The 23,055-nt window shown below is 38.4% G+C and carries 22 protein-coding genes; 19 read left to right on the top strand and 3 right to left on the bottom strand.

The genetic code is table 11. The features are described 5' to 3' along the window. Positions 1–31 precede the first annotated feature (31 nt). Together ACH8E3_RS04310 and ACH8E3_RS04315 are read left to right on the top strand one after the other, a co-directional pair. Positions 32–946 (top strand): ABC transporter permease, encoded by a 915-nt coding sequence (locus ACH8E3_RS04310; RefSeq protein WP_458631366.1) that lies wholly within the window; start codon positions 32–34, stop codon positions 944–946. After that, entirely contained in the window at positions 946–1,740 is a 795-nt protein-coding gene (locus ACH8E3_RS04315) for an ABC transporter ATP-binding protein (protein ID WP_458631367.1), read from the top strand. The genes ACH8E3_RS04310 and ACH8E3_RS04315 overlap by 1 nt, the downstream gene beginning before the upstream one ends. Positions 1,741–1,913: 173 nt before the next feature. Here the strand turns inward: ACH8E3_RS04315 and ACH8E3_RS04320 are convergent, their stop codons facing one another. Both ACH8E3_RS04320 and ACH8E3_RS04325 read right to left on the bottom strand, forming a co-directional pair. Continuing rightward, positions 1,914–2,381, bottom strand: coding sequence for a stalk domain-containing protein (locus ACH8E3_RS04320; protein ID WP_458631368.1), 468 nt, complete (start codon positions 2,379–2,381; stop codon positions 1,914–1,916). A gap of 182 nt (positions 2,382–2,563) precedes the next feature. Next, positions 2,564–3,604, bottom strand: coding sequence for a hypothetical protein (locus ACH8E3_RS04325; RefSeq protein WP_458631369.1), 1,041 nt, complete (start codon positions 3,602–3,604; stop codon positions 2,564–2,566). A 465-nt stretch (positions 3,605–4,069) separates the two neighbouring features. Here ACH8E3_RS04325 and ACH8E3_RS04330 point away from each other — a divergent pair, with 465 nt between their 5' ends. Further along, a complete protein-coding gene (locus ACH8E3_RS04330) occupies positions 4,070–5,284 on the top strand; it encodes an oligosaccharide MFS transporter (RefSeq protein WP_458631370.1) in 1,215 nt (404 codons plus the stop codon). Here ACH8E3_RS04330 and ACH8E3_RS04335 read toward each other — a convergent pair. Beyond that, a complete protein-coding gene (locus ACH8E3_RS04335) occupies positions 5,281–6,645 on the bottom strand; it encodes a TrkH family potassium uptake protein (RefSeq protein WP_458631371.1) in 1,365 nt (454 codons plus the stop codon). The genes ACH8E3_RS04330 and ACH8E3_RS04335 overlap by 4 nt on opposite strands. A 135-nt stretch (positions 6,646–6,780) precedes the next feature. Between ACH8E3_RS04335 and ACH8E3_RS04340 the strand changes: the two genes are divergently transcribed. The 16 genes from ACH8E3_RS04340 to ACH8E3_RS04415 all read left to right on the top strand — a co-directional run bounded on the left by ACH8E3_RS04340 (position 6,781) and on the right by ACH8E3_RS04415 (position 23,036). Further along, positions 6,781–7,350, top strand: a complete 570-nt coding sequence (locus ACH8E3_RS04340; RefSeq protein WP_458631372.1) for a GNAT family N-acetyltransferase — start codon at positions 6,781–6,783, stop codon at positions 7,348–7,350. Positions 7,351–7,508: 158 nt separating this feature from the next. Next, positions 7,509–8,261, top strand: coding sequence for a type I methionyl aminopeptidase (gene map / locus ACH8E3_RS04345; protein ID WP_458631373.1), 753 nt, complete (start codon positions 7,509–7,511; stop codon positions 8,259–8,261). Positions 8,262–8,439: 178 nt separating this feature from the next. Continuing rightward, positions 8,440–9,285, top strand: a complete 846-nt coding sequence (locus ACH8E3_RS04350; protein ID WP_458631374.1) for a DegV family protein — start codon at positions 8,440–8,442, stop codon at positions 9,283–9,285. 367 nt (positions 9,286–9,652) lie between these two features. Beyond that, positions 9,653–10,630: a LacI family DNA-binding transcriptional regulator gene (locus ACH8E3_RS04355; RefSeq protein WP_458631375.1), complete on the top strand. Its 978-nt coding sequence runs from the start codon at positions 9,653–9,655 to the stop codon at positions 10,628–10,630. Positions 10,631–10,776: 146 nt separating this feature from the next. Then, positions 10,777–12,132, top strand: coding sequence for an ABC transporter substrate-binding protein (locus tag ACH8E3_RS04360; RefSeq protein WP_458631376.1), 1,356 nt, complete (start codon positions 10,777–10,779; stop codon positions 12,130–12,132). A gap of 119 nt (positions 12,133–12,251) precedes the next feature. Continuing rightward, positions 12,252–13,136, top strand: coding sequence for a carbohydrate ABC transporter permease (locus ACH8E3_RS04365; RefSeq protein WP_458631377.1), 885 nt, complete (start codon positions 12,252–12,254; stop codon positions 13,134–13,136). Further along, positions 13,136–13,963: a carbohydrate ABC transporter permease gene (locus ACH8E3_RS04370; RefSeq protein ID WP_458631378.1), complete on the top strand. Its 828-nt coding sequence runs from the start codon at positions 13,136–13,138 to the stop codon at positions 13,961–13,963. Before ACH8E3_RS04365 ends, ACH8E3_RS04370 begins: the two co-directional genes overlap by 1 nt. A gap of 62 nt (positions 13,964–14,025) precedes the next feature. After that, entirely contained in the window at positions 14,026–15,468 is a 1,443-nt protein-coding gene (locus ACH8E3_RS04375; RefSeq protein ID WP_458631379.1) for a glycoside hydrolase family 32 protein, read from the top strand. A gap of 668 nt (positions 15,469–16,136) precedes the next feature. Then, on the top strand, positions 16,137–16,481 hold the full coding sequence (locus ACH8E3_RS04380) for a YojF family protein (protein WP_458631380.1): 345 nt from the start codon (positions 16,137–16,139) through the stop codon (positions 16,479–16,481). A gap of 74 nt (positions 16,482–16,555) precedes the next feature. Next, a complete protein-coding gene (gene bshB2 / locus ACH8E3_RS04385) occupies positions 16,556–17,203 on the top strand; it encodes a bacillithiol biosynthesis deacetylase BshB2 (protein ID WP_458631381.1) in 648 nt (215 codons plus the stop codon). 70 nt (positions 17,204–17,273) lie between these two features. Further along, positions 17,274–18,554: a beta-N-acetylhexosaminidase gene (gene nagZ, locus ACH8E3_RS04390; protein WP_458631382.1), complete on the top strand. Its 1,281-nt coding sequence runs from the start codon at positions 17,274–17,276 to the stop codon at positions 18,552–18,554. Positions 18,555–18,587: 33 nt separating this feature from the next. Then, entirely contained in the window at positions 18,588–19,667 is a 1,080-nt protein-coding gene (locus tag ACH8E3_RS04395) for a lactonase family protein (protein ID WP_458631433.1), read from the top strand. Between the two features lie 254 nt (positions 19,668–19,921). Then, a complete protein-coding gene (locus ACH8E3_RS04400) occupies positions 19,922–20,356 on the top strand; it encodes an NfeD family protein (protein WP_458631383.1) in 435 nt (144 codons plus the stop codon). Continuing rightward, positions 20,356–21,282 (top strand): SPFH domain-containing protein, encoded by a 927-nt coding sequence (locus ACH8E3_RS04405; RefSeq protein WP_458631384.1) that lies wholly within the window; start codon positions 20,356–20,358, stop codon positions 21,280–21,282. The genes ACH8E3_RS04400 and ACH8E3_RS04405 overlap by 1 nt, the downstream gene beginning before the upstream one ends. A gap of 165 nt (positions 21,283–21,447) precedes the next feature. Further along, on the top strand, positions 21,448–22,629 hold the full coding sequence (locus ACH8E3_RS04410; protein WP_458631385.1) for an AI-2E family transporter: 1,182 nt from the start codon (positions 21,448–21,450) through the stop codon (positions 22,627–22,629). Beyond that, the gene (locus tag ACH8E3_RS04415; protein ID WP_458631386.1) at positions 22,626–23,036 is read left to right on the top strand and encodes a GNAT family N-acetyltransferase; all 411 of its coding nucleotides are present in this window, start codon (positions 22,626–22,628) and stop codon (positions 23,034–23,036) included. The genes ACH8E3_RS04410 and ACH8E3_RS04415 overlap by 4 nt, the downstream gene beginning before the upstream one ends. Positions 23,037–23,055 lie beyond the last annotated feature (19 nt).

Here is a 23,055-nt window from a genome sequence, read left to right on the forward strand (position 1 = left end):
CTCCCTTTACGTCTAAGAGGAGGTAATCATAATGATCGACTCATTATTGGGTGCGTTAGAGTCGGGGATGTTATATGCATTTATGGCGCTAGGTGTGTATGTTACATTTCGAATTTTGGATTTTCCAGACTTAACAGTTGATGGTAGCTTTACGACAGGTGCTGCTATAGCTGCAGTGATGATCACGCAGGGGTATTCCCCTTTTCTGGCAACATTGGCCGGGTTTGCTGGTGGAGTTGTAGCAGGTATTTGTACAGGTCTGCTACATACGAAAGGGAAGATTAATGGATTGATGTCTGGCATTCTGATGATGATTGCACTTTATTCCATTAATATGAGAATTATGGGGAAACCCAATATATCTATATATGGGTTGAACTCGATATTTACTTCTGTAAAACCACTTGTTGTGATCCCAATTGTGGTAATCATCGTGTTGGTTTTGCTAGGTCGCTTCCTATACTCTGATCTAGGTTTAGCGTTAAGGGCTACTGGAGACAATGAACGAATGATTCGTAGCTTTGGCGCAAATACCGACCTGACCAAAATTGTCGGCATTAGTCTTGCGAATGGATTAGTAGCACTTTCGGGGGCGCTACTCGCCCAACACTCTTCTTTTGCTGACTTATCCGGTGGTGTCGGAATGATCGTCATTGGATTGGCTTCGGTTATTATTGGTGAAGCAGTATTCGGGGCTAAGAATGTCGTTCATCATATCATATCAGTTGTGCTAGGCTCTATCATTTACCGCGTTGTCGTTGCACTTGCCCTGCGTGTTGATTGGTTAGAAGCATCTGACATGAAGCTGATAACAGCGATTATTGTTATCGTGGCACTCGTTCTTCCATCTACAAGACGTGTTATAAAGCAGAAGAAGATGGCTAAGAAGCGTTCTATGGAAATATTAAACATTGGTCAAGATCAAACGATAGGAGGTGGTATGTGATGCTTCAGCTAAATCATGTAGCGAAGTTGTTTAATCCCGCCACACCTGATGAGAAGATTGCTCTATTTGACTTACAGTTACACTTGAAGCCAGGTGACTTTGTTACTGTTATCGGGAGTAATGGTGCGGGTAAGTCTACCTTGATGAATATTATCTCTGGCGTGATGAAGCCAGATACAGGACATGTCATGATAGATAATCAAGATATTACCCATCTACCAGAATACCGTCGGAGTCGTTGGATCGGACGAGTATTTCAAGATCCAATGGCAGGAACAGCTCCTTATATGACGATCGAAGAGAATCTTGCGATGGCCTATGCTAGAGGGAAGAATCGAGGACTTGGTCTTGGAGTCAGAGCAAGCAAACGTAAGCTGTTTCGTGAAGAATTATCTCGCCTTGGTATTGGTCTGGAAGAACGATTACATGCCAAAGTCGGAATGCTCTCGGGCGGTGAACGGCAGGCGCTAAGCTTACTTATGGCTACATTCACGAAACCCCAAATATTGCTGCTAGATGAACACACGGCGGCGCTTGATCCATCACGAGCAGAGCTGATTACTCAACTGACGGATAGTATTGTTCGTGAGATGAACCTGACCACCTTAATGGTTACGCATAACATGGAGCAGGCCATTCGGTTAGGGAATCGTCTTATCATGATGGATGGTGGACGAATCATATTAGATATTGATGAAGTGAAGAAGAAAGATTTGACTGTAGAAAGATTGCTTGGCGAGTTCGAACAAATCAGTGGACATAAATTAGCTGACGATCGACTTGTTCTAGGTTAACGTGTCTGCTGACCATGATAGTATCAACAAGAAGTGGATATTCTCACCATCAATATGAATCAGCCACATATAAATTCAATTGCGTGCAACTGCATGTAATTTGAGGTTGCAAGGCATGTCTTACTAGACCATAAGAAATAAAGCATGAACCTATAGGGCTCATGCTTTATTTCTTATTTACTTACATGAACTAGATTGATCTTTTTATCAAATGTTACTTTTAGGTGATAAACAGTTGCGACGGGTACTAATGGTATATATATTCTATTGTTGCTTAGTATAATCTTTGTATCTAAATCAATCTTCTCATTGCCGGCCATAAAGTAATTATCTCCAACATGAAATTGAAGGATAGGTGTAGTATTAGTTGCAAAATCCGAATCGAAAATATGAAGTGTTTTGGATTTAGAATCAAAAGATATTGCTTTAGAGTTAACAAGAAAAGGAAGACAATTCAACAATCCAATGAAGTCTACATAAGTTCGGCCATTGATTATTTGCCCGGTAAAGGATTTTTCGCCTAGTACAGAAGATTTAATGTTAACATTGGGAATACTTGAACCTGCATTGACGGACATACTGAAGGTGATCAACATCATTGCCGTTATTACTAAAGTGAATCCTTTTTTCAAAAACATCATCTTTTTCACACTCCTACTTTTTTATTATTAACGAATAAAATGGTTGATATGTTGCATTATTTTGTGAAAAAGAGGAAGCGGGGCTATCTTCCTCTTAGTAAATTTTATACTGTTCATCCCTGTCTGTAGTACTATAAACAGTTTTAATGTAATCGATTGTTCCTCCATGTCTCCATGTGTTCTCAAATCATTCCACTAACAGCAGAAGGATAGACCGTTCCAGTTCCATTGTTAGTTAACCACCGATAATTCCCCCACTTTCCATAAGATCCATAAGGTACTTGGAATTTACCGCTAGAACCGATAGGCATAGCAATTGCTGTAACTCTTTTCACTTTTTTATTCAAAGAATTATAACCATTAAATTTTACTACATATAAATTACTGTATCCAATTTGATAAGTAAGAGTTAGAACAGAATCAGTTGTATGGTAATATACCTTGTAGCCAGCAATCGTTTGACCGCCAGTGTAGGGATGTGCGAAATCATAATAATAACTATCTTTGTCATTCCCAGTTGAAGGTGTTGTAATATCGTGAGTTGGTTTTGCATGGAAGAGAGCAAACCATCCATTTCCTTGAGTACCTTTGTATGTGCCAAAGCCTACCTCGGCAATTCCGACATCATTTTGATCAATACCTGTATACATATAGGCAGCTTCACCAAAAGTAGTAGCTCTGTTTGTATCATATATAGGAAGAGTAACATCATCTGCCACCGCACCAGTATAACTTAAACTTGTTGTACTAGAAGGTGATGTAAAACGATGGAATGCACCAGTAGTTGAGCCTGCAGGTACAGGATAACTATCTGGCAATGCTGAGAGCGGTTGAACGACCCCCTCACTTTTAGTTACATACTGGGATCTTTCCGTTATTGCCTTATCTGACTTGCCAAAGCGATGGAGAGCATCACCTTGACTAGAACTGTCTGCAGCGACTAACTCTCCATCATCATTAAAAGTCATTATAACAATCTCGGCTTTTTTTAGCTTATAAATGTTTCCTTTAGTTTTTTCATCTGTTAAGCCTTTGCTCAACGAAGTAGAGTTAATATCCGTTATTGTTGGAAGATTGCTAGAGATAAGCTCTTGATTTATCGCTTCTAGTCTGTATTTATCAAATTCAATAACGGTAGTTGGGGCTGCAAAAGCTGATGTGACAGAAAGTAGAATAAGAGATGATGTTACTAGTCCGATAGTTGCAATTTTTTTTAGTTTCATTGTAAGCTCCTTTAGTTTAGTAATCTTGTAATTGCCGGCCAGAAATTACATTAATTAGTATATGTCTAGACAAATTATAATTCGAGAATTCTCTCTTCAAACCTAATAATAACTTTTATTGAAATAATTACTAGAGGTTTTTTTGTTATATTAAGTCAGAATTTATATATAAAAGTCGAATAATGGAATTTTTTATTTATTCATAAGAAATTTGATAGAATCACTCAATAAATGTGCATAAGTGAGTAAATCTAGTAGATTATTTACAACAAAATTCTAGGTTTCACATTAAACTAAAGACGGTGATATTAAATTGTTTTAAAATGAAAAAATCATATTACAGATCTAAGTTTTGCACGTATAAACTATATTGTTTCTGAGCAAATGTATGAACTACTACTCTTTTGCGATATATTATGGCAGAGGAGTTTTTAATTATTGGGAAAACTTAAAGGAGCGACGAACATGTTTAGAAAAAATAAAATGTATTGGGTATTCAGTGCCTTTTTCTTTTTCTACTTTTTTTGTTTTTCTTCGTCGATGTCACTCTTTGGAATATGGCTCGGACATGTGGCAGGGTTGGATGGAACAGGCAGAGGGATCGTATTTGCGATTAATTCCATTGGTGTTTTGTGTATACATCCGATGTATGGATTTATTTCAGATAAAATAGGGTTGAAGAAGAATTTATTATCTGTCATTATCCTATTGTTGATTTTGGCAGGTCCATTCTTTCAGTTCGTGTACGGACCTCTTCTTATGTACAATTTATATGTCGGCGCTATTGTGGGAAGTTTCTATTTAGGTGCTGCATTTACATCAGGCAATGCTGCGGTCGAGACATTTATTGAGAAAATTGGGCGAACGTATAACTTTGAGTATGGTCAATCTAGAATGTTTGGTTCATTGGGTTGGGCAGTTGCAACATTCTTCGCAGGTCAGACATTTAATGTGAATCCTAACCTTAATTTCTGGGTATGCTCAGGATCAGCCGTTATTCTTGCGATTCTGCTGTTGATTACCAAAGTTACACCATTGGATTCTAATGTAGACAATGATCCTAAATTAAAAATAACAACTAAAGATGCCTTTAGCTTTAATGATGTTATTAGGTTAATACGTACAACAAAGTTTTGGGCATTCGTGTTATATATTTTAGGAATTACTTGCGTGTTCACTGTATATGATCAGCAGTTTCCAGTGTATTTTGCTTCTTTGTTTGAGTCGCCAGAGACAGGCAATCGGATGTATGGTTACTTGAATAGTGTACAGGTGTTCTTCGAAGCCATATTTATGTTCTGTGCGCCGTTCATCGTGAATAAAATTGGACCCAAAAATGGCCTGCTCATGGCAGGCACACTTATGGCGATTCGAATCACTTGTTCCGGGCTTGCTGATGGGATTCCGTTGGCAGTAGCAGGGACGAAATTAATTCATTCACTTGAAATTCCCGTGATGTTCATATCAATATTTAAGTATATACGTACGCATTTCGATGCCAGTGTATCCTCAACGATGTATTTGATTGGTTATCAATTCAGTGGTGCTCTCGGTGCAACGATACTATCTCCAATTGCCGGAAGATTGTACGATAGTATTGGCTTCTCGCATACATATCTTTGGTCAGGTGCCTATGTGTTTGTATTTACAGTGATTTCTGTATTTACTTTGCGAAATTAACCTATTGTAATTTTCCCTTCAGGATAACGAAACTTTTCTTTTTGTTTCTTAGGTGTTAGTGCGTAAGCTAGTGTTAATGGGCCTAATCGTCCTAGGAACATCAGGAAGGTCATGGCACCTTTTCCAAAACTTGATAAATCAGGCGTAATGCCCATGGATAGACCACATGTTCCAAAGGCCGAGGTCGTCTCGAATAGAAGGACTAGAAATTCACGATCTTCTGTAATGGACAATACCATGGTAAATGAGATGACTAATATAAAAGCTAATAATGTAAGTGTAATCGCCTTATAGACGACTTCTTTGGCGATACGATTGCGAAAGAATATAACGTCTTCTCGTCCTCGCGCCATAGCATACACGGCTCCTAATAGAATAGCGAATGTAGTCACTTTAATTCCTCCACCTGTTGAACCTGGTGCTGCTCCAATGAACATCCATATGATCATAAAGAACTGCGTAGACTGTCGCAACATGGAGGTATCAAGGGTACTAACTCCGCCACTACGTGTAGTGACTGATTGTAAGGTAGATGCTACGACCTTGTCGATGGGACTTAGTGCTTGTAAAGAATGGATATTCGTATATTCAAAAATATAAATAACGATCGAACCAATTACGAGAAGAGACAAGGTGACCGAGAGAACAACCTTGCTATGAAGCGAAAGCTTCCTAGACTTACTAAATCCGAGAAGATCGGATATAACAATAAATCCAATCCCACCAAGAAAAATAAGAAGGATGAGAATAATATTTACATAGGGATCATCCACATATGGACTGAAGCTATTAAATGGCCCGTGCGTATTTCCCATGACATCAAAGCCTACATTTGTAAACGAAGATATGCTATGAAAAATTCCGAAATATAAGGCTCGAAGGAAAGGCATGTCCATAGAAAAGCGAATAAATAGTAGCAATGCCCCAATCAATTCTATGGTTAGGGAGTATACAATCACCTTACGTATCAATCGAACGATACCTTCCATGCTACCATGATTCATAGCTTGTTGAAGAATCAGACGCTCTTTAATCGATATTCGTTTGTTAAATACTAGAGCAATTAATGTCGCCATCGTTGTAAAACCTAATCCACCTATTTGACATAGTGTCAGTAAGACAATTTCTCCGAAAAAGGATAACTGCGTCCCTGGATCAATGACGGCAAGCCCAGTCACACATGCTGCAGATGTTGCCATAAATAGAGCGTCCTTAAAGGACAAACCTACGCCAGTACTTGATGCAATAGGTAAAGATAGCAAGATTGCTCCTAGACATATAATTATGGCGAAACCTATGGCTAGTATTTTTGGAGGCGTTAATAAATAGCGTAAGAACTTTCTTTTCTTCAAAGGATTCATGTTAGAACTCACTTTCTTGAATGTCATTTGGTTTATTATAATGTAAGGGGCTTTTATAGAACAGCCTTGACTTACATAAATGTATGTATTGAGTTATGATTAAGAATTATGGCATACAACATGGAGGTAGTTATAATGATAAGAGCCGCAAAGAAAGAAGATGTAACTTACGTATCTCGATTAATGTATGATGCACTACATGATATTGCCCATCAATTAACAGGACAAGACCTTGAACAAGATACACTTGATACGTTGGATCAATTCTTCGTCCAAGAAACAGGGCGTTTAAGCTACCGTCAAATGTTGGTGAAGGAATTAAATGGGGCCGTAGTTGGCTTAATCATATCTTACGCAGGTGCGGATTCCAATACATTAGATCAACCCATATTGGATTACCTACGTATATTAAAGAATGATACTAGTATCATGCTAGATAAGGAAACGGACGAAGGGGAATATTACATAGATACATTATCCGTATCCCCAGACTACAGCAGACAAGGGATCGGTGCTGAATTAATGCTTGCAGCTGAGGCTGAAGCGGTTAAGAAACAGATTCCACTAATGTCATTACTTGTCCTAACAGAAAATGTGGGTGCATACACTTTGTATCAAAGATCAGGATATGTGACCGATAAGGAGCTCATCGTTAATGGGCGATTATACCACCATATGGTGAAGCCAATAGTCGTCGAACGATGAATGGAAGATGGATTTGCCGAATAGAATGACTATAGAGTGGTGAATAATTTTGAATCCCATCGTGATTAGAGGTATAATTTTATTCGATTGTTTATTCTCACCACACCGAACAAGTTCGGTTATAATAAGAAGACCATAATAGAATGAGGGATCAGAACATGATTGTGATTAAGACAAAAGAACAGATTCAGAAAATGAAACTTGCTGGAGACATTCTCGCTGAATGCCATCGCCAGATTCGGAAAATGATCGTACCGGGTATTACAACGTTAGAGATCGATCGCTTTGCGGAAGCATTTATCATTAAAAATGGGGCAACACCAGAACAAAAAGGCTATAATGGTTATCGATTTGCAACTTGTGCATCGGTTAACGATGTGATCTGTCATGGATTTCCTTCTCATACGAAGCTAAAAGAAGGCGATATTGTCACCATTGATATGGTCGTGAATCTTAATGGATGGCTGGCAGACTCCGCTTGGTCTTACGCTGTAGGTCAAGTATCTGAACAATCACAGAAGTTGATGGATGTTACGAAAGAATCCATGTACAGAGGAATTGAGAAAGCTGTTATTGGCAATCGGATCGGTGATATCTCACATGCTATTCAGGTCTTCGCTGAAGCTGAGGGCTTCTCTGTCGTAAGAGAATTTATTGGTCATGGTATTGGTTCAGATATGCATGAAGACCCACAAGTTCCTCACTATGGACCTCCTAATCTCGGTCCACGATTGAAAGAAGGAATGGTTATAACGATTGAACCTATGATTAACACAGGAACGTATCGTAGTAAATTGGATGAGGATGGTTGGACCGCAAGAACGCTTGATGGTGGATTAACAGCACAATATGAGCATACGATCGCCATTACACAGGATGGTCCATTGATTCTTACAGATCAAGGGGACTAAATGAATTGAATTGACCTCACCTGAATAGAGGGTTCTCTACTAACCATTTCATATGGTATCGGAGTCCCTCTATTTCTTCGCGCAAATAAATTGAGTATAAATGTCATCTTGTACATTCCGATCTAGTTTGTTATGGTATGCAACATATAAGATAAGACTGAAAGTGAGCCGTGATGAAATGAAAAGAATTGCATGGGTAACCGATAGTACATGTACAATTGATCCTCAGTTCGCTAAAGAGAACCATATCTATATTGTTCCTCTTCTTTTAGTGATAGGTAATGAGAGCTATAAGGAAACGATAGATATTACAGATGAAGAAGTGTATGAGAAGTTATCTTCCGGGGCAACAGCAGGTAGTTCACAGCCACCCATTGGAGAATTTATTGAGTTATACGAATCACTAAAGAATACGTATGATGAGATTATCGCAATTCATTGCTCGTCTAAGCTGAGCGGCACGTTCGATACATCGATGCAAGGCGCCGAGATTGCCGAGACTACCGTAATTGGAATTGACTCCAAGGTCGGTGCGTTTCCACTTCGAGAAATGATCATGAAAGGCTTGGAATTACAACAACAGGGACATGCTGCAACTGAAATCAAAAATCATATTGATAACATGATTGAACAAACCGAGTTCTTTCTCATCCCATCGAGTCTACAGCAACTGCATCGTAGTGGTCGGGTGTCTGGTACACAGCTGGTCATCAGTAATTTGTTGAAAATACATTTAATTATTCGTTTTGACCAAGGTAAAATCTTTGTTCAAGAAAAAATACGAACGCTCAAAAAAGCTAAACAAAGACTACTAGATTATATGATGCTTGATGCAGATAGAATGCAAAGTATCTGCATTATGCATGCGAATAACATAGAATTAGCTATAGAAATCAAAGACGAGATCACGTTACTTGCACCCCATCTAAACATAGAGATTATGACTTTTATTCCTGTCGTAGGAATTATTGCGGGAGAAGGTACAATTGGGCTTTGTTGGATAAAGAAATATAAAGAGGATTAGTTTCGATATGCTATTCAAAGTATTAAAAGTGAATGTTATAACTAAAATGTACCCTATAGAATAGACACTTTAAAAAAGTCTACTCTATAGGGTACATTTTAAACATAAAGGGTGGAAGGGACTTTTCCTCTAATTTAGTATCTTTTCTAGTGATTTAATTTCCCATGCTTCATTGTGAATGGTGATTGATTACTTCATTCTACATGAATCAGCCATGGGATCTTTTTGTTAGACAGGAACACTAATCTGTCTTAATCTCTGTCGCTGATGTTACAAAAGGGTAATTGGTTGGAATAGAGATTTGTCTAACTATGAAAAATTAGGTATAGTTCTCGTATAATGTGTAATATGTGAAGAGAGGAAGACTATGGCAACTATACATGATGTGGCATCAAAAGCAGGCATTTCCGTTACTACAGTGTCGAGAGTTCTTAATAATAGAGGCTACATAAGTGACGCAATGCGTAAAAAAGTATACAGTACGATGGAAGAACTTAATTATCACCCCAATGAGATAGCTAGATCACTAGTACGCAAGCAATCAAATATTATAGGTCTTATCATTCCAAGCGTATCACACCCATTCTTCGCAGAACTTGCAGATCATGTTGAATATTATGCTTATCAAAATGGTTGTAAAGTTCTCTTATGTAACTCACGCTTGGACCCTGTCAAGGAGAGAGAATATATTGATATGCTGAAACGCAATCGGGTCGATGGAATTATTATGGGCAGTCATACACTTGAAGTGGATGATTATAGAAACCTGAAGTCGCCTATAGTCACCATTGATCGCCAAATAGATATGAATATCCCATGGATTTCATCAGACAATTATCAAGGAGGAAAGCTTGCGACAGAACTCCTTATTCGTAAAGGTTGTAAGAAAATTGCCCATATCTGTGGCAATCTAGAACTAAATCTTCTTGCGAACAAGCGAAGCGATGCATTTCAGAATGTTGTAAATAAGGTTGGAATAGAACATGTTGTTATTCAGACAGACATGAATGTATTTGATCAAATGCAGTATGACAAAATCATTTATAAGTTAATTACTGAACATCCGGATGTTGATGGAATATTTGCAACTAGTGATATTATTGCAGCCTATACGCTTAAAGCCTTTATCAAGGCAGGTAAACAAGTGCCAAAGGATGTTCGTATCGTCGGATATGACGATGTGGCCGCAGCAATGTGGCTTACTCCTGAGATCACTACTATTAGGCAACCGATCGGAGAAATAGGTAGATTAGCTGTAGAATTGATTGGTAAACAACTAGAGGGAGAATCTTTTCTTACTGAGAATCTATTACCTGTTGAATTAATGGAGCGGGGAACAACTTAAAAATATACAAGATATATCATTGAAAGTATGTTTTAAAATATTATATGCTAAACGATTGACATATGCTAAACGCTTAGCATATAATTCGAAATGTAAGCGGTTCATAAAGAGTCGCTACAACATCAAATCGCATTGGGGGAAAAAGAATGAAGAGTTATAAAGGAATCCAAATGCTCACAGTATTATTAGTAATGGTCATGATCTTCACAGCTTGTGGTAATGCAAGTAACAATGGTACATCAAAGACTTCCAATACTTCTGTAGAAGCTAGTAAGGAACCTAAAGGCACCCAAGAAAAAGAAGTGAAAATTACGTTATTGAATTCCAAAGGAGAAATTCAAGAACAACTTGAAGATGCAGCTAAAGCATTTCATGAGGATAATCCCAATATAGTTTTAGATGTACAAATAGTGCCTGCTGGTGGTTCACCTTTTGAACGTGCATCAACATTGTATGCATCCGGTAATCCACCGACGATGATTATGCTAGATACGGGTGATGTTGAGAAGTTTAAGGATCGTATTCTTGATTTGAGTGGTGAGAAGTGGAGTGCTGATGCTGTTGAGAATGCAAATTCTTTAACTACATTTGATGATAAGAATTACGCTTTTCCATTTGCCATTGAAGGTTACGGTTTTATCTATAACAAAGCTGTTGTTGATAATGCTGTAGGAGGAGTATTCGATCCTACGTCTATCAATACAACAGAATCGCTTGAGAAACTATTTCAGCAGATAGAGGCTTCTGGTAAGAAGGCGCTCGTTGTTTCACCAATGGATTGGTCATTGGGTGCTCACTATCTACCTTTGGCTTATGCCGGTCAGAATAAAGATATGGCTGAAGTGAACACATTCGTTGATTCTTTAAAAGCAGGACAAATCGATTTATCTACAAACAAAGTATTTAATGGTTTAATGGATACTTTTGATGTCATGATGAAATACAACATGGATAAGGATTCTCCGTTATCTGGCGCATACGAACGTGGTCCAGAGCTTCTAGGTAAAGGTGAAGTGGGTATCTGGTTTATGGGGAATTGGGCTTGGCCGCAAATTGAAAGCTTTGATACTTCCACGGATAAGAATTATGGTTTTCTTCCAGTACCGATTAGTAACAATGCCGACGATTATGGTAACCAAGAGATTTCTTCTGCCGTTTCCAAACGAATCGTTCTAGACAAAGAGAAAAGCTCCCCTGAGCAGCAAGAAGCAGCAAAGAAATTTCTGGATTGGATCGTTTATGAAGAAAAGGGTCAAGATTTCTTAGTTAATAAAGCAAGTATTATTCCAGCATTTAAGAATATTACTCTTCCCGCTGCTGATCCACTTGCACAATCCATCCAAGATTATATTGCAAAAGGTAAATCAGAGCAGTCTATGAGCTTACTTCCTGCTGATCACTGGGCTAACGTTGGTGCATACATGCAGAAGTATCTTGCCAAGGCTGGTGATCGTGCCGCATTAGCTAAAGAAATTCAAACGTACTGGAAGGGCGTTAAATAGTGTTGATGATGACATTCTAAAAAGAGTGAAGGGATAGGACAATGTTGTCTTATCCCTTGATTTAATCGAATCAATCAACATAATTTTGAGTTTTATCACAGAAAGCGAGAGGGATCATTATGATCGCAGAAAAGGGAGTGGGGAAACAACTGCGCTCACGACTTATATTTACTGGGCCTACGTTGTTTGCTTTTGTTACAGTGATGATTATACCTTTTTTATACGGAATTTATTTGACCTTTACGAATTGGGACGGTATAGCTACGAGCCATTCATTAGTAGGATTTCAGAATTATGTTTCAGTCTTCTCTGATATAGCCTTTTGGAAATCATTCGGACTTACGCTCAGATACGTATTTTTCACAGTCATTATAACGAATGTTATAGCTTTTGGACTCGCCTATATACTGACAAAAGGACTGAAAGGCCAAACCGTGTTTCGTGCTGGATTCTTCCTTCCGAACCTTGTGGGTGGAATTGTACTGGGTTTCACATGGCAGTTTATTTTTAATAACGTTGTCGTATATTTAGGGCAAAAGGCTGGAATTGCAATATTTAGTGTATCGTGGTTATCTGATCCTAATAAAGCTTTTTGGACACTTGTAATCGTATCCGTGTGGCAATATGCCGGTTATATGATGGTTATTTACATTGCAGGTCTGTCAGGTGTACCTAATGATATTTTGGAAGCAGCTAGCATTGACGGTGCAAGCAGTTGGACGAAGCTTCGTAAAATGATTTTGCCACTGATGGTACCTTCCTTCATCGTATGTATATTCTTATCTTTACAACGTACATTCATGGTCTATGATGTCAATCTTTCATTAACCAAGGGTGGACCTTTTAAAAGTACAGAGTTTGTGTCTATGCACGTATACGAGAAGGCATTTCTATCGCGAGACTATGGGGTAGGTCAAGCTGAGGCTCTTGTTCTCTTCATTCTCGTTGCTGTAATAACGTTGCTTCAAGTGTACTTTAGTAAGAAGTTGGAGGTGGAGGCATAATGGCACGTAATAAATTTATGCTCCAATGGACCAAATTCATAGTAATGACTGCCGGTCTTTTTCTCTTTATTATTCCTTTTATATTCTTATTATTGAATTCATTTAAAGAGAGTAAAAAAATTACTTCTAATCCATTATCTCTTCCTCCAAGTCTTGACTTTTCGAATTATAGATTGGCATTTGATAAAATGGGCTACTTATCAGCATTTTCAAATTCTTTGATCATTACCTTGTGTAGCGTATTGTTAATTGCACTTTTCGCTGCAATGACAGCTCATTACTTTGTGAGAAATAATACGAAATTTAACCAATATACTTTTTTATTAATGGTGGCATCAATGATTATTCCATTCCAGGCGATCATGATCCCATTGGTAAAAATTTATGGATCTCTTGATTTATTAAACAGTAAGTGGTCATTGGTGTATATGTACATTGGTTTTGGTAGTTCACTAGCCGTTTTTATTTATCACGGTTTTGTAAAAGCTATTCCAGCAGAGTTGGAAGAAGCAGCTCTAATTGATGGTTGTACACCAGTACAGACATTCTTCCGTATTGTATTTCCTGTATTGATGCCTACTACAGTAACAATTGCAATTCTAAATGTATTATGGATCTGGAATGACTTTTTACTTCCATCACTAGTATTGATTAGTCCTGAATCGAGAACACTTCCACTATCAACCTATTCCTTTTATGGTACCTATACTGTTGATTATGGACCGCTTATGGCTAGTCTTGTACTGACAATTCTACCCATAGTTGTTGTGTATATATTTGCTCAGAAGTATATCATTCAAGGTGTCATGCAGGGTTCTATTAAATAAAACTGTAAGGAGTAGGATGACTTATCAAACAGACGATGAACTATACTAGAGAGAATGCTAACTTGTTTATTCAACAAACCAAAAAAAACGTACGGATGGATTACCGATTAAATTATCATCTGATGGCAGAAGTAGGTTGGATGAACGATCCCAATGGATTCATCCAATATAACGGCGAGTTTCACTTGTTCTATCAGCATTATCCTTATAAAACGATTTGGGGACCAATGCATTGGGGGCATGCTGTAAGCCGCGATCTGGTAAAGTGGGAGTATCTACCTATAGCATTAGCTCCAGATGAAGACTTTGACCGGGATGGCTGTTTCTCTGGGAGCGCCATAGAAAGAGATGGCAAGTTGATATTAATGTACACTGGACATGTCGTAACTGGGCCTGATAAAGAACTAGATTATAAGCAGTCACAAGGAATTGCCGCGGCTGATGATGGAGTAAACTTCACAAAGTGGGAGTCTAATCCTGTTATCTCATATGATGAAATTCCAGAAGAAATCAGTCAGAAAGATTTCCGCGATCCTAAGTTGTTTATACGTAATGGTCAATATTATATTGTATTAGGATCAAATGATGCAAAAGGTAATGGGCTTGTACTACTGTACCGCTCGGACGATTTGAAACAATGGACCTATGTAAATGTGATTGCATCTAGTGATGGACGATTCGGTGATAACTGGGAATGTCCGGATCTATTCCAAATTGATGATAAAGATGTATTGATGCTATCTCCACAGAGAATGCCTGCGCAGGGAGAATCTTACTGTAACCTTCACTCCACAATGACTATAATAGGAAAATTAGATCTAACAACAGGACTCTTCCATGCTGAGCAGTATGCACCGATAGATCATGGGTTTGATTATTATGCTCCGCAGACAACGGAAGATGATAATGGGCGTCGTATCGTTATCGCTTGGATGGATATGTGGGAATCGGAAATGCCAACCCAACAAGACCATGGTTGGGTTGGAGCTATGAGTTTACCACGTGAAGTGTTGTTGAAAGATGGAGTCATCGTATATCGTCCATTGAAAGAGATCGAGTCTTATCGAACAAATGCTTACAATGTCAATAATCTAATAATAAATGGAATACATGATATAGATACTCATGGTGATAGCTATGAATTACAAATTTTAGTAGATGTTGAACAATCATTAGAATTTGGGTTGAAATTACGCACAGGAACAGGTAAGAATGGATTAGAGGAGACGGTTATTTCTTATGACATGAAGACAGAAATGCTACGATTCAATCGTGACCTCTCCGGGATTGGACCAGGTGGTGAACGTAAAGTATATGTTCCGTTAAAGGATGGACGGTTATCTTTACGTATTTTCGTAGACAAATGTTCTATTGAAGTATTTGCGAATGAAGGCGAAGTGGTTATGACTGGACGTATTTATCCAGGCGAAGAGTCTCAAGGAATTAAAATTTATTCAGAGGGACCAAGTCAAGTTATTTCTTTTGAGAAATGGGATATACTTTAGAGTCATTGTAGATGTAGAAGGATGGAATGTTACTACATCATAAAACACGGTGTAGCTTATACAATTTCTATATGTGAAGTGCACCCCTTAGAATAGACATTGGAGAAACCCTTGGGTAAATCCGGTGTCATTCAAGGGGTGCACTTTTTGTATGCAGCACAAAAAGGTTTGAAGTTTATGTGTTATCCGGACTCTCTAACAATAGAAGTTGTCCGACTGCTTGTGGATGTTGGAAGGTTCTACAGAAAGATTACAGAGCACGTAGAGATAAAAGATATAAAACGTATGTGTTTAGGTTAGAAAGCATCGAGTAGATATCCTGATTACATCATGGGTTATATCGTCAATATGTTATTGTAGTTAATCACAAGAAAATATTACGAATCATGAAGGATCTTCGTATTTAAGCAATCATATACCGCACAATGTCCGCAGAAAAACCTGTAAGGTAGCTGTTTAGTATGGGAAATTGGTTTGCATTCGCAGTGGTGCTCAGGTTTCACATCAAAATGTAGAAGATTTTTTTGTCTACAAAATGGAAATATGTTCAGACTGGAACGGATTTTTCTTTGTTTGTAGATGTGGTATGATGTGGATTATAATAGTTAAGCTTATTACGGTTGGTATCGTGAGATAAGTATGAATTAAGAATGGGAGGAGTAGAAGAAATGGAACTCATCAATCGTGCAGACGTACAACTCTTCATTGATCAATTCAAAGATCATTATCTTTATATTCATCTAGAGATGACAACAGGAGCCTACGCTTCTCACAACGATCAATCGAAATTTACGGCATCGACATTTATGAGTAATGGCATGATTCGATATTCTTTAGGTTCAATTGAAGGAGCCGGCTCCTATCGTGTTGGACTCAAGTTAGATAAAGGCTGGGTATACTCCCAAGGTCTAACTCACTGGGATGCCAATGATACAGAGCGCCTCATCCTCGCTGGTCATGATAACGATGGCAAATTAGTCGTATCGCTTCAATTAAGTAAGCAACCATTTTAATTCACAAGACACGGATAAGTTAGCTAATTACATCAGCATTCGTTATTTGTCCAAAAGAAAGAAGTTGATATTACATGGAACGTCATATATTAGTCATTCTACCCCATCCTGATGATGAATGTTTCGGTCTATCTGGAACGCTATCCAAACGTATCAGCGAAGGAACACATGTAACCTATGCTTGTCTGACCTTAGGTGAGATGGCTCGAAATATGGGTAATCCCCTATTCGCTAATCGTGTCACGCTTCCTCAGATCCGTAAGTTAGAACTGGAGGAATCTTGCCGACATATCGGAATAACAGACATCCGAATGATGGGTTATCATGATAAGACGATAGAATTTGAAGATCAAGAACAATTAAGTGATACCATTATGGCTTTGATTAAGGATGTCAATCCATCCCTTGTCATAACCTTTCATCCTAAGTTCAGTGTTCATCCCGATCATGATGCTACGGGTGCAGTTGTTATTAGAACGATTGCTAAGATGCCAACAGAACAAAGACCAGTCGTTCAGTGCATAGCATTCGCCAAGGGTTGTGAACAAATTCTAGGGCAACCAGATGTGAAGGTTGATGTAAGTGAATTTATCAAGCAAAAACTTGGTTCTATACAATCGCATCGTTCACAATGGCAATTACCTGTAGATCCTCAGATGGTTGAGAGTGAAGAAATGAAAGAAAGATTCGGAACAGAGCGTTTTTGGACATATTCTTTTTGAAAAATAAGGCGGATTTCCTAAGTGGAGATTCGCCTTTATTCATACAATATTAGAAGCAGGTGATGATGTGTTGATAAAATCGTATAATAAAAAGAATGTCATTGTATGGATGATATGTATGTTGCTGATACTTACGGGTTGTAGTTCAAATAATAGTGTGGTGATACAACCGGATACGCCATCAACGAATACGAGTGAGAACAAGTCGCCAATGAATCAACCAGATCCCCCGGCGGAACCCGTAGATGAGGTAGAGAAACTTTTAAGTACAATGAGTATAGAGGAAAAGATAGGGCAATTGGTATTGGTTGGTATGGATGGGACAATCAATAATAAAGATAGCCAAACATTCATCGAAGAATATCATATTGGTGGGTTTATTTTTTATAAAGATAATATTGAATCCAAGGAGCAAGCTTTACAGCTAATGAATGATCTTAAGCAGACTAATGTGGTCAACAAGATTCCGCTCTGGATGAGTCTAGATGAAGAGGGTGGTCGTGTGACGCGTATGCCTAAAGACTTCAATAAGTTGCCTACGAATAGAGAAATTGGGAAGAAGAATGATGTGACATTATCGAATGAAATCGGACAACTACTTGCGAAAGAGTTAAAAGGATTCGGATTGAACATGAACTTCGCTCCTGTGCTTGATATACATAGCAATCCAAACAATCCGGTTATAGGAGATCGTTCATTTGGTAGTAAGATAGAAGTGGTCAGTAGACTAGGTATTGCAACGATGCAGGGTATGGAATCGGAAGGTATAGTTCCTGTTGTGAAGCATTTTCCCGGGCATGGAGATACATCGGTTGACTCACATATTGGCTTACCCGTTGTAAATCATAGTCTCGATCGTTTACGCGAATTTGAGTTGAAGCCTTTCCAAGATGCGATTAATCAAGAAGCGGAAGTGGTAATGATTGCTCATATACTGATGCCACAGATTGACCAGGATCATCCCGCTTCATTATCGAAGATCATGATCTCGGATATACTACGTGACGAACTAGGATTCACTGGAGTTGTCATGACGGATGATATGACGATGGGGGCGATCGTAGAGAATTATGATCTACAACAATCGTCCGTCCAAACGATACTAGCGGGTAGTAATATTGTTCTTGTCGGACATGATGTGGATAAAGGCATATCTGTTATCCAAGCTTTGACAGAAGCTGTGAAGAACGGTAAAATCTCAGAGAAGCTACTAAACACTAGAGTTAAACCTATATTACAACTAAAAGTAAAGTACGGGTTAACCAACGAGCCTGCCACAGGGCCAGATGTAGCATCAATAAATAAAGAAATACAAGAAATTATATTTCGATTAGGTCAAAAAAGTAAATAAAAGAGGGTACAAAAAAAGGGGGAATTGTTCATGGTGAATAATAAGGAGAAGTTACTTGTTTTTGTTGGCTCCTACACGAAGTCAGAGGATAAAGGTATTTATGTGTATTCGTTTGATGAAAGTAAAGGGCAATTAACACTTGTTGACGATGTAGATGGTATTGGGAACCCTACCTTTTTGAATGTTAATATGGAAAAACATAAATTGTATTCTATTATCGAAACGGAATCACCAGAAGGGAATCGTAACGGTGGGGTCTTTGAATATGATATTGATCCAACAACAGGTGAACTGAAGCTGAATAAGACAATCAAAAGTGTAGCATCACCTACATGCCATATCCAACGTCATCAAGATGATAGATTCCTTACGGTTTCAAGTTATCATGGAGGGATGATCGGACTCATATCCCTTGAAGAGAATGGAAGTCTAGGAGAGTTGTTAGATGTACAACAACATGTTGGACAAGGCGTATTCCTTGAACGCCAAGATCGTCCACATCCGCATTCATCCTTCTTTAGTCCAGATGGGAAGTTCCTGTTCGTTCAGGATTTGGGATTAGACATTATACAAACGTATCGCTTAGATACAGATAACAATAAGTTGATCAAACAAGATGCTGTGAAACTGGCGCCTGCTGCAGGGCCTAGACATTTAACGTTTCATCCGAATGGGAAATTTGCATTTGTTATCAATGAGATTGATTCGACCATCACGTCGTTCACGTATGATGCAACGAATGGTACATTAACGATTCAGGAAACTGTGCCCACACTTCCAGCAGATTTTGTAGGAGAGAATGGATGTGCTGAAATCGCTATTTCACAAGATGGAAAATTCGTATATGGTTCTAACCGTGGGCATGACAGTATTGTTGTGTATGCGTTTGATGAAGCGCAAGGTACGTTAAGTCTAGTAGAACATGTTTCTGTCGAAGGTAAACACCCTCGTCATTTCGCATTTACTCCGAAGGGTGATTACTTAATTGTTGCCAACAGAGATACGAATAATATCACCATATTCACGGTGGATCAGCAGTCAGGTAGAATTGCATATACTGGGAATAGTGTGACTGTTTCTAAACCGGTATGTGTTCAACCTTACTATTTATAAATAGGTGGAATAGGAGATATTGTAGTCCTTATATATTTCATACTATTACCGATCATTATGCTGCTTGAAGTAGTTGAAATCAAAGGCATCTTTTGCACATTAATTGTGCGAAAGATGCCTTTTTTTATCGAGCACAACCGACAATAGCGATTGGAAGAATAATCCGGATTCCTAATGATCCATAGACTACTTACATCATGAGGTCATAATTGTCCGATAGGTTCCATATAATCCAGCAAAAGGTGGTGAAATCATTGGAACTATGGGCGGTCTGGCTCGTCATTGGAATCATACTGTGTATCGTCGAAATGCTAACATTAACTTTTTATTTATTATGGGTCGGCATGGGTGCGATTGCAGCAGCGGTTGTCGCTTTGGTTATTCCTGATCTATTCTTTGTGCAGGCATTAGTAGGGTGCGTTGTAGCATTGGTATTAACTCTCTTCACGAACCCATTAACGAAATACATGCGGAAATCAAAAGGATTCACGGATGTGATTGATGACTTAGTTGGTAAGGAGGGTATTGTGTTAGAAGCTATTGTTGTAGGTAGAAATGGAATCGTTAAGGTAGGAAATGAGACGTGGAGTGCTTCTTCAGAACAGTCACTACGCAAAGGTGATATTGTCATTATTGTAAATCGTCGTACCACTGTGTTGGAAGTTCGACAAAGGAAAGGGGAATCCTAATGGGTTATTTAGTTATCCTAATTATACTGGTCATCGTCGTTGTATTTATCTCTTTAACGGTCAAAGTTGTACCACAGCAACGTGTAGGTGTTGTAGAACGCTTGGGTAAATTTCATCGACTGTTAAAGCCAGGATTAAATATTCTTATTCCCGTTATTGACCATGTACGTGTATATCATGATTTGCGAATACAACAAGCGAATGTTCCACCACAGACCGTCATAACGAAAGATAACGTTCAAGTACAGATTGATACGATTATATTCTATCAAGTGGTGGGACCAGAAGAAGCTACATATGGTATATCCGACTATGTGTATGGTGTGCGTAACATATCCACAGCGACGATGCGTCAGATTATCGGTAAGATGGAATTAGACGAGACCCTATCTGGACGTGAGAAGATATCCTTGGATATTCGTATTGCTTTGGATGAGGCAACGGAGAAGTGGGGCGTTCGGATAGAACGGGTTGAGGTGATTGATATTCAACCACCTAAAGATATACAAGAAGCAATGGATAAACAGATGAAGGCAGAACGTAATAAACGTGCCATCGTACTCGAAGCGGAAGCTGCGAAGCAAGATATGATACTTCGTGCGGAAGGTGATAAGCAGAGTAAAATTCTGAAAGCCGAAGGGGATAAAGAAGCTCGAATCCGCGAGGCGGAGGGATTAGGTCAGGCACAAGAACTTGAGGCTATTGGTCAAGCCAAAGCGATCTTAGCTGTTGCTCAAGCAGAGAAGAATCGAATTGAGATGATTCGAGAAGCTGGTCTTAACGAGGATGTTCTAGCCTATCGTTCATTCGAAGCGTTGACTGAGATATCCAAAGGTCCTGCGAATAAAATATTTATTCCATCCAATGCAGTTGAGATTCTTGGAAGTTTAGGTGCGATTGGAGAGATATTTAAGAGTAAGAAATAATTCATCTTAACTATAATATTCTAATTTAGAAGCCAAATTCATCATTAGATGCATTTGGCTTTGTTGTATGTCTTGAAATTGTGATTCGATTGTTGGAATATGCTTAAGAATATAAGGTATAATGAGAAATAGTGTCAAATCTTATAAAAGGATGTGATAAATCATATGAAAGAAACACCGAATGGAAGCAAGAAACGATCCATCTTCTTACTTCAACAAAAATACATAACATTTCTGTTCACAACGCTAATCATAGGGTTAATCATTTTGGTCTTTAGTAAAATCTCTTATATATTCACGCCCCTTACAACCATTCTAAGTACGGTGGCGATACCGATTATTCTAGCTTCTATCGTTTATTATTTGCTGAATCCTCTTGTGGATTTCATGGAACGTAAGAGGATCAATCGTAGTTATTCCATATTGATTTTGTATGCTCTGATCATCGGTCTACTAACTATTCTCATCGTGGAGATTATTCCTGTTATTCGTAATCAAGTGATGGGATTTGTAGATAATATACCTATGTATAGTGAGAAGATTGAGTTAATATTTGAGAACTGGATGGGCAGTGATGTATTCTCACAGATTCAGAGTAATATTGGATTTAATGCGCCAGACTTAATGACCGAGTTGTCATCACGGGCAGCATCCTTTTTCAACAATACGTTTAAAGGGATTGGCACGGTAGTAGGTGCAGTATCAGAGTTTGTATTAGCATTTATTATCGCACCCTTTATTCTTGTCTATCTATTAAAAGATGGGAATAAAATTGCGCCATACATTCTCAAGTTCTTTCCTACAAAAGTACGTCCACACACATCGAAAGTGTTAAGCGAAATCAATCATCAGATTAGTTCATATATTCGAGGGCAAATTATTGTTAGCTTCTGTATAGGAATTCTCCTCTACATTGGATATCTTATTATCGGTATTGATTATCCAGTAGTGCTAGCTATCATTGCGTCTTTTACAAGCATAGTTCCTTATTTGGGCCCTACGATTGCTATTATTCCTGCAATTATCATTGCTATAGTGACATCACCAATGATGTTGCTGAAGATGGTCATCGTATGGACAATAGTTCAATTGATTGAAGGGAAATTCATTTCTCCGCAAATTATGGGTAAATCATTAAGTATCCATCCAATAACGATTATATTTGTGATTATTGTATCTGGTAAGCTTTTCGGAATATTGGGCATTATCCTTGCGATCCCTGGATACGCTATTCTGAAAGTGATTATGATAAATCTATTTGAATGGTTCAAGAAGAGATCTGAATGGTATGAACCTGAGACTGAACCTATTCCTGAAATCATCGTAGAAGAGGAAGAAATGGTATGAATACTAAGATAGATATTATATACGAACCACCCTATCCTGATGAGTATAATCAATTAAGGCTAAATGCGGGAATGAGCGCTAGAGACAACGCTGGAGCTGCCATAGGATTGTCCAACTCTATTTTTAACGTTACATTAAGACAGTCGAATGTACTTGTTGGGATGGGCAGAATTATCGGTGATGGAGGGTGCTTTTATCAAATTGTAGATATTGCGGTAGATCCTTTCCACCAAGGAAAAGGTCTGGGAAGACTAATCATGTCAGAAATTATGAACTATTTAGATAAGAATGCCGTTAAGGATTCCTATGTTAGTTTAATTGCCGAAATACCGGCTGATCAGTTATATAAGAAGTTTGGGTTTGAATATACGCAACCTAAGTCTGTTGGGATGTATAAGAAATACTAGTGATAGGTTGCTTATCCTA

It is taken from the genome of Paenibacillus sp. CMAA1364 (assembly GCF_054373195.1).